This is a genomic window from Polynucleobacter sp. (assembly GCF_018500155.2).
Taxonomy (GTDB): Bacteria; Pseudomonadota; Gammaproteobacteria; order Burkholderiales; family Burkholderiaceae; genus Polynucleobacter.
This window is the reverse complement of sequence record NZ_JAHBAK020000056.1, coordinates 1-6505: the sequence shown is the minus strand read 5'-3', so window position 1 is coordinate 6505 and position 6505 is coordinate 1. Positions and strand designations below refer to the sequence as shown.

Sequence of the window (6505 nt, the reverse complement as noted above, 5' to 3'; positions counted from 1 at the left end):
AGATGTGTATAAGAGACAGGGTTAGGCAGGAGCCTGCAAAGCTTCGTACGGGGGTTCGATTCCCTCACGCGCCTCCAGTAATTTTGCTTGACGAAAGATACTGGACACCTAAAATGCTTTCAGAATGCCCAAAAAAATTGGCATAAATTTATTAAGCGAAAAAATGATTTCAATTCAAACTCTCAAGCTAACTGCTATAGCTCTTTCTTTGACAGCGCTATTGGGCGCTTGCGCTAGCTCTAGTGATTCATCAAGTGCTGCACAAGAATCGCAAGAGGTGCAAGCACAGCTCTTGGGTGATATGCCTTTACCTGCGGCATCCAAAATCATCGGCGCAGATTCCATCATCATTGGACGTGGTGATAACTGGGTTGGTCGTGCTGTGCTTTCTGGTGTGCAGTCTCCAACAGATATTTATGCATTCTTTCAATCTGAATATCCTCGCGCAGGCTGGACAACAGTCAGCGCTATCAAAGCAAAAACCAGCATCTTGGTTTTTACTAAAGGTGATCGCACAGCAACAGTAGAGTTAAATGAGGGCTCACTAACTGGACCTAAAACAGTGATTACGATTACTTCATCGCCAAAGAATGCGAATGTTGTTGCACCAAGCAAGAAGTAAATAAAAACAGGTGAAAGAAAAAGGCCTCCGATGGAGGCCTTTTTGTTGTTGATAAAAAGTCGCTGACCTTTAAAGCCCTTCGGCTCTGATAAGACCAACAGCCTGACCCTCAACAGCAAAATTGGCCTGGCGTCCGTCAACCACAATGTTCTTGAAGTCAGGATTTTCAGCTTGTAGTTCAATTACCAAGCCATTTGCAGTTTTCTTTTGCTGCCAACGTTTGACAGTGACCTCATCATCAAGGCGTGCAACCACAATATCTCCATTGCGCACTTCAGTCGTTTTTCTAACAGCCAAATAATCGCCATCCAAAATACCGGCGTCACGCATACTCATACCTTTTACTTTTAGTAAGTAATCGGCGCCTTTACTGAAAAGACTTGGATCAATCGGAACTTGCTTTTCAATATGCTCGACAGCCATGATGGGTGAGCCTGCTGCAACACGTCCAATCAATGGCAATGTTAGTTGTTGTAATGCACCAGAGGGCAATGACAACTGGCGATGTTGATTTGTGTGTGATGTTTGATTAAAGCGTTGCACAACGCGAATGCCGCGTGATGTTCCAGGGGTTAATTCGATATAACCTTTTTTGGCTAGCGCACGCAAATGCTCTTCAGCTGCATTAGCAGATGCAAATCCTAACTGGGATGCAATCTCTGCTCGAGTGGGCGGTAATCCACTTTCATCGATGGATTTCGTGATGAGTTCCAAAATCTCATTCTGACGAGCAGTGAGTTTGGGGAGGGCGATGAGTTCCTCGGAAAAATCGACTGTATTTATGTCCATACTGGGATTGTATACAGCACTTTTTGATAATTCAAGCAATTTAAAGGTGATAATAGGGAATGGCCTCCAATCCAAATAGTTCTGACGAAATCCCTCATATTCTGGTTTTAGGAACGGGTGGGACCATTGCAGGGCTCGCATCCCATCCTGAGGCTCTAGCTGACTATCGTTCTGGCGAAGTTGGCATCCAAACCCTTTTGGATCGGGTCAAAGAGGGTATTCCCCCTTCTGTGAAGTTGAAAGCGCAGCAGATTGCCAATATTGACAGTAGCGATATGAGTGAAGAGCTGCTGACCCAAATTGGCAATGCCGTCAAAGAATCGCTCGTCAACCCCCTTGTAAAGGGGGTTGTTATCACCCATGGAACCGATACGATAGAAGAAACAGGCCTCTTCTTGAGTAGTGTCTGTGGCAAGCTTGCACAAAATTTAGGCAAGCGTGTGGTACTCACTGGCGCCATGCTGCCTGCAAATGCGCCAATGCCGGATGGCCCCCAAAATCTCTTAGATGCTATTCGTTGGTCTTCCACTGCCCTGGAAAACTGCCCGGGAGGAGTATTTGCCGTTTTTGCTGGCAAGGTTTGTTTAGCAAGAGACTTGGCAAAACGTCACACTACTGCGCTAAATGCACCATTGATGGATTCGCAAACCAGTCCAATTGGCCTTATCAATCCTTCTTGGTTGTCTGGGGTTAAGGCCGCTCAAGCAGCATTGGGCGAGGATTTGCCGATTCCTCAAGGGTCTTGGCCGTGGGTAGAGATTGCCACTAGTCATGCGGGCTGCAAAAAGCAGGCCATTGAAGTGTTGATCAAGTCCGGGCTTCATGGCTTAGTTCTTGCTGGCACTGGCTTAGGGGGAGTTCATCAATCCTGGGTAGGACCATTACAAGAAGCCCAAAAGGCGGGGATTGCGTTAGTGCGGGCCTCAAGGGCCGGCGCTGGAGCGGTTGTTGATGTCAAAGATGGGCTTATCTGTGAGCTGGCAGGCTCGCTGACTGCCCCAAAGGCTAGGATTGCCCTTCAATTGGCCTTAAACGCCGCAAATGAGGGGTCGGATAAGTCTAAATCCCTGACTTGGCAGGATTTTTTTGCTAGAATAGCGGTCTTGCCTGAATATGGGTAAGAACTAAAAAAGTGTTGTGAGCAGTACTTACAATTTGTTACTACCTTGTCACACTGGCGCTAATTTCAAAACCATCAGAAATTAGCAAGACGCCCAGGTGACTTTAACCAGAAGGAGTGTTTGATGCGTCATTATGAAATCGTCTTTATCGTCCATCCGGACCAAAGCGAGCAAGTGCCAGCGATGATTGATCGCTACAAAGCGACATTGGCTGCTGCAGGCGGCAAAATTCATCGTATTGAAGATTGGGGTCGTCGTCAGATGGCTTACATGATCGACAAACTTGCAAAAGCCCATTACGTTTGCATGAACATTGAGTGCGACCAGAAGACTCTGGAAGAGCTCGAGCATGCGTTCAAATTTAACGATGCAGTTTTGCGTCACCTCATCATCAAGACTAAGAAAGCTGAAACTGAGCCTTCCATCATGATGAAGGAAGTGCAACGTGAAGAGGCACGCAAATCAGCTCAAGCCGAAGCTCAAGTAGCAGCGGAATAAGTTCGAAATTTGAAGAGGAAGATACAGACTAGAGAACGTATTAGAGAAGCGTGGCGGCGTTGAATCATTTCACCCTCACTGCAATCTTAGTTTCTAAAGACGCGATTCGATTTACACCAGCAGGAATTCCAGTGATGCATTGCCAGCTAGAGCATAGTGGTGAGGCAACAGAGGTAGGAATAGCTAGGAAAGTACAGATGAGTGTTGAAGCGGTTGCGATAGGTCCAATACAAAAAGATCTAGAGCAAATGGAACTAGGAGCTGAGGCAGTGTTTAAAGGATTCTTAGCACCGAAAACTCTACGTAATCAAAAACTGGTTTTCCACATTAACCATATTCAATTGAAAATTTAAAAAGGAAATCATCATGGCGTTTGGAAAGAAACCCGATTTCAAAAAGAAACCAGCTCAGAACCCATTGTTCAAGCGTAAGCGTTATTGCCGTTTCACTGTTGCTGGCGTAGAACAGATTGACTACAAAGATGTAGATACATTGAAGGACTTCATTGGCGAAAACGCCAAGATCACTCCTGCTCGTTTGACTGGCACAAAAGCAAAGTATCAGCGTCAGTTAGACACTGCTATCAAGCGTGCTCGTTATTTGGCTTTGTTGCCATTCTCCGATCAACACAAGAAATAATTAGGAGCCCTCAATGCAAATCATTCTTTTAGAAAAAGTAACAAACTTGGGCAACCTCGGTGACGTCGTTCGTGTTAAAGACGGTTTTGCTCGTAACTTTTTAATTCCACAACGTAAAGCGCGTCGTGCTACTGAAGCGGCGATTGCAGATTTCGCTGCGCGTCGTGCCGAATTGGAAAAGCTTGCTGCTGAAAAATTGGCTGCTGCCGAAGTAGTCGGTGCCAAGCTCAAGGATTTAGTACTTGAAATCAATCAAAAGGCTGGCGTTGATGGTCGTTTGTTTGGTTCTGTAACGAATCACGACATTGCTGACGCATTGAAAGCGAAAGGTTTCACCATTGAAAAAGCATCGATTCGTTTGCCAACCGGTCCATTGAAGATGGTTGGTGATCACCCTGTAGCGGTTGCAGTACATACCGATGTAGTGGCTGACATTACGATTCGTGTTGTTGGCGAGCAAGCTTAAGCGTTTACTCTGTAAACTAGCCTCATGGCTGAATCCCGCTCACGTTCCGTTACGCTGAATCCCGGCATGACGGGGCCTGGGGATACAGTCTTGCAGGCTTTAAAAGTTCCTCCCCATTCTGTAGAAGCCGAGCAATCTCTGCTCGGCGGTCTACTGATCGATAACTCTGCTTGGGATAACCTTGGTGGAGTACTTACTGATAAAGATTTCTATCGCCCCGAGCATGCTTTGATCTATAAGGTCATCGCGCGCCTCATTAGCGACAATCATCCAGCCGATGTCATTACTGTTTACGATGCAGTGAAGTCAGAACAGGGCGGTGATTTAGTTAGCATTGATTATTTAAATTCACTAGCGCAAAACACACCAAGTGCCGCCAATATCAAAGGGTATGCTGATATCGTGCGTGACCGCAGTATTTTGCGTCGTTTAATTGAAGTTTCTGACAGCATTGTGAACTCTGCATTTGTGCCAGAGGGTCGAACAGTGAGAACCCTTTTGGACGAAGCAGAGTCTCGTATATTGCAGATTGGTGAAGAGGGTAGTCGGAAAGCGGATTACCTAGAGATCGAGCCGTTATTGCGCTCCGTAGTTGCCAGAATTGATGAGCTATACAACCGTCAGGGTGGTAGTGATATCACAGGTATTGCCACAGGCTTTATTGACTTAGATAAACAAACTAGCGGTTTGCAAAAAGGTGATTTGGTCATCGTCGCTGGAAGACCCTCGATGGGTAAGACAGCGTTTGCGCTCAATATTGCTGAGAATGTCGCATTGGCAGAAGGATTGCCGGTGGTTGTTTTCTCCATGGAGATGTCCGGTGAGCAATTGGCTGCCCGTTTATTAGGATCGGTTGGGCGCGTAGACCAAGGTCGCATGCGTACTGGCAAATTACAAGATGATGAGTGGCCGCGAGTAACGGATGCCATTGCGCGTTTAAGTAACACCCAAATTTTGATAGATGAGACAGGCTCTTTATCTAGTCTTGAATTGCGTGCACGTGCTCGCCGTATCGCCAGAAACTTTGGCGGCACTCTAGGTCTAGTGGTGATCGATTACTTACAGTTGATGAGTGGTTCTGGATCAGAAAACCGTGCGACAGAGATTTCTGAAATCTCTCGCTCATTAAAGTCCTTGGCTAAAGAGTTGCAATGCCCAGTCGTTGCGCTTTCACAGTTAAATCGCGGACTAGAGCAGCGGCCCAACAAGCGCCCCATCATGTCTGATTTACGTGAGTCTGGTGCTATCGAGCAAGATGCCGACCTCATTATGTTTATTTATCGTGATGAGGTGTATCACCCAGACACCACAACCGATAAAGGCATTGCAGAGATCATCATTGGTAAACAGCGTAATGGCCCCATCGGTACAGTACGTCTGAGCTGGCAAGGGCCATTTACGAAGTTTGATAACCTGGCTTTAGGGTCTATCGGCTATTCTTCTGGCGGCTACGAGCCGTTCTAAAGCCAAACAATAGAAAGTCGCTTTACTGAGAAGCTATACGTCTTGCTTCAGTAAATTTAGCGGCCCAATAGGGTGCAGTGATGTAGTCCAGTCGTACGGTTCCTCCAGCGCTTGGCGCATGTACGAATCGTCCCTGACCAACATAAATTCCTGCATGTGAATATTTCTCGCCAGTCGTGTTGAAAAACACGAGATCACCTGGTGCCGGGGGCTGGTTATCAATGCTCTTACCCTGTGTGCTCATTTGTTGAATAGTGCGCGGTAATTTAATTCCAGCTGCCTTGTTATAGACATAAACGATGAGACCACTGCAATCAAAGCCACCCTTGGGTGTGTTGCCTCCATAGCGATAGGGTACGTCCACTAAACCTACTGCTGCAATAGAAATGTCTTCTGTGCCAACGCTAGTATCTTGTTTGAACTGCGCAACTCTTGAAGGACCTGACTTACCAGTAAATAAGGCGCAACCCGATAGTGCGATGGCGCAAATAAAAATGCCGCACCCCATGAGAGTGCGGCATGTGAGATCTCTTTTAAAGCGCGTCAGCAGCATGATCCGCAAGACGAGAGCGCTCACCACGAGCAAGCGTCACATGGCCGCTGTGGCGCCAACCTTTAAAGCGATCAACAACATAAGTCAGACCAGATGAGCCCTCAGTCAAGTAAGGGGTATCAATCTGGGCGATATTGCCTAAACAAACAATCTTCGTGCCAGGGCCTGCGCGAGTCACTAAGGTTTTCATTTGCTTGGGTGTTAAGTTTTGTGCTTCATCAATAATCACAAACTTGCTGACAAAAGTTCTGCCGCGCATAAAGTTCATGCTCTTGACTTTAATGCGTGAACGAATCAATTCTTGAGTCGCGGCGCGACCCCATTCACCAGCATCATCATTGCGCTGCAGAACT

At 46.7% G+C, this 6505-nt stretch carries 10 protein-coding genes; 7 read left to right on the top strand and 3 right to left on the bottom strand.

Annotation, left to right across the window (positions count from 1 at the left end):
• Positions 1 to 163 precede the first annotated feature (163 nt).
• A complete protein-coding gene (locus KIH43_RS07015) occupies positions 164 to 622 on the top strand; it encodes a hypothetical protein (protein WP_297719181.1) in 459 nt (152 codons plus the stop codon).
• A 69-nt stretch (positions 623 to 691) separates the two neighbouring features.
• Here the strand turns inward: KIH43_RS07015 and lexA are convergent, their stop codons facing one another.
• Complete coding sequence (gene lexA / locus KIH43_RS07010; protein ID WP_297719178.1) at positions 692 to 1411, bottom strand: transcriptional repressor LexA; 720 nt, start codon at positions 1409 to 1411, stop codon at positions 692 to 694.
• A gap of 59 nt (positions 1412 to 1470) precedes the next feature.
• Between lexA and KIH43_RS07005 the strand changes: the two genes are divergently transcribed.
• From KIH43_RS07005 to dnaB, 6 genes are all read left to right on the top strand, one after another.
• Positions 1471 to 2532 (top strand): asparaginase, encoded by a 1062-nt coding sequence (locus KIH43_RS07005; RefSeq protein WP_297719175.1) that lies wholly within the window; start codon positions 1471 to 1473, stop codon positions 2530 to 2532.
• A gap of 123 nt (positions 2533 to 2655) precedes the next feature.
• A complete protein-coding gene (rpsF, locus tag KIH43_RS07000; protein WP_296970277.1) occupies positions 2656 to 3030 on the top strand; it encodes a 30S ribosomal protein S6 in 375 nt (124 codons plus the stop codon).
• Positions 3031 to 3080: 50 nt separating this feature from the next.
• Positions 3081 to 3383: a primosomal replication protein N gene (priB, locus tag KIH43_RS06995; protein ID WP_297719172.1), complete on the top strand. Its 303-nt coding sequence runs from the start codon at positions 3081 to 3083 to the stop codon at positions 3381 to 3383.
• A gap of 13 nt (positions 3384 to 3396) precedes the next feature.
• A complete protein-coding gene (rpsR, locus tag KIH43_RS06990; RefSeq protein WP_011902267.1) occupies positions 3397 to 3669 on the top strand; it encodes a 30S ribosomal protein S18 in 273 nt (90 codons plus the stop codon).
• Positions 3670 to 3682: 13 nt separating this feature from the next.
• Positions 3683 to 4135, top strand: a complete 453-nt coding sequence (gene rplI / locus KIH43_RS06985) for a 50S ribosomal protein L9 (protein WP_296970283.1) — start codon at positions 3683 to 3685, stop codon at positions 4133 to 4135.
• A gap of 66 nt (positions 4136 to 4201) precedes the next feature.
• Positions 4202 to 5599, top strand: coding sequence for a replicative DNA helicase (gene dnaB, locus KIH43_RS06980; RefSeq protein ID WP_297719184.1), 1398 nt, complete (start codon positions 4202 to 4204; stop codon positions 5597 to 5599).
• A gap of 22 nt (positions 5600 to 5621) precedes the next feature.
• On the opposite strand, the gene KIH43_RS06975 is transcribed toward dnaB, so the two are convergent.
• Both KIH43_RS06975 and KIH43_RS06970 read right to left on the bottom strand, forming a co-directional pair.
• Positions 5622 to 6176 carry a C40 family peptidase gene (locus KIH43_RS06975; protein WP_366069229.1) on the bottom strand — a complete coding sequence of 185 codons (555 nt, stop codon included), beginning with the start codon at positions 6174 to 6176 and terminating at the stop codon, positions 5622 to 5624.
• A partial coding sequence (locus tag KIH43_RS06970) for a PhoH family protein (RefSeq protein ID WP_297719169.1) occupies positions 6133 to 6505 on the bottom strand: 373 nt, incomplete at its 5' end. The genes KIH43_RS06975 and KIH43_RS06970, both read right to left, overlap by 44 nt.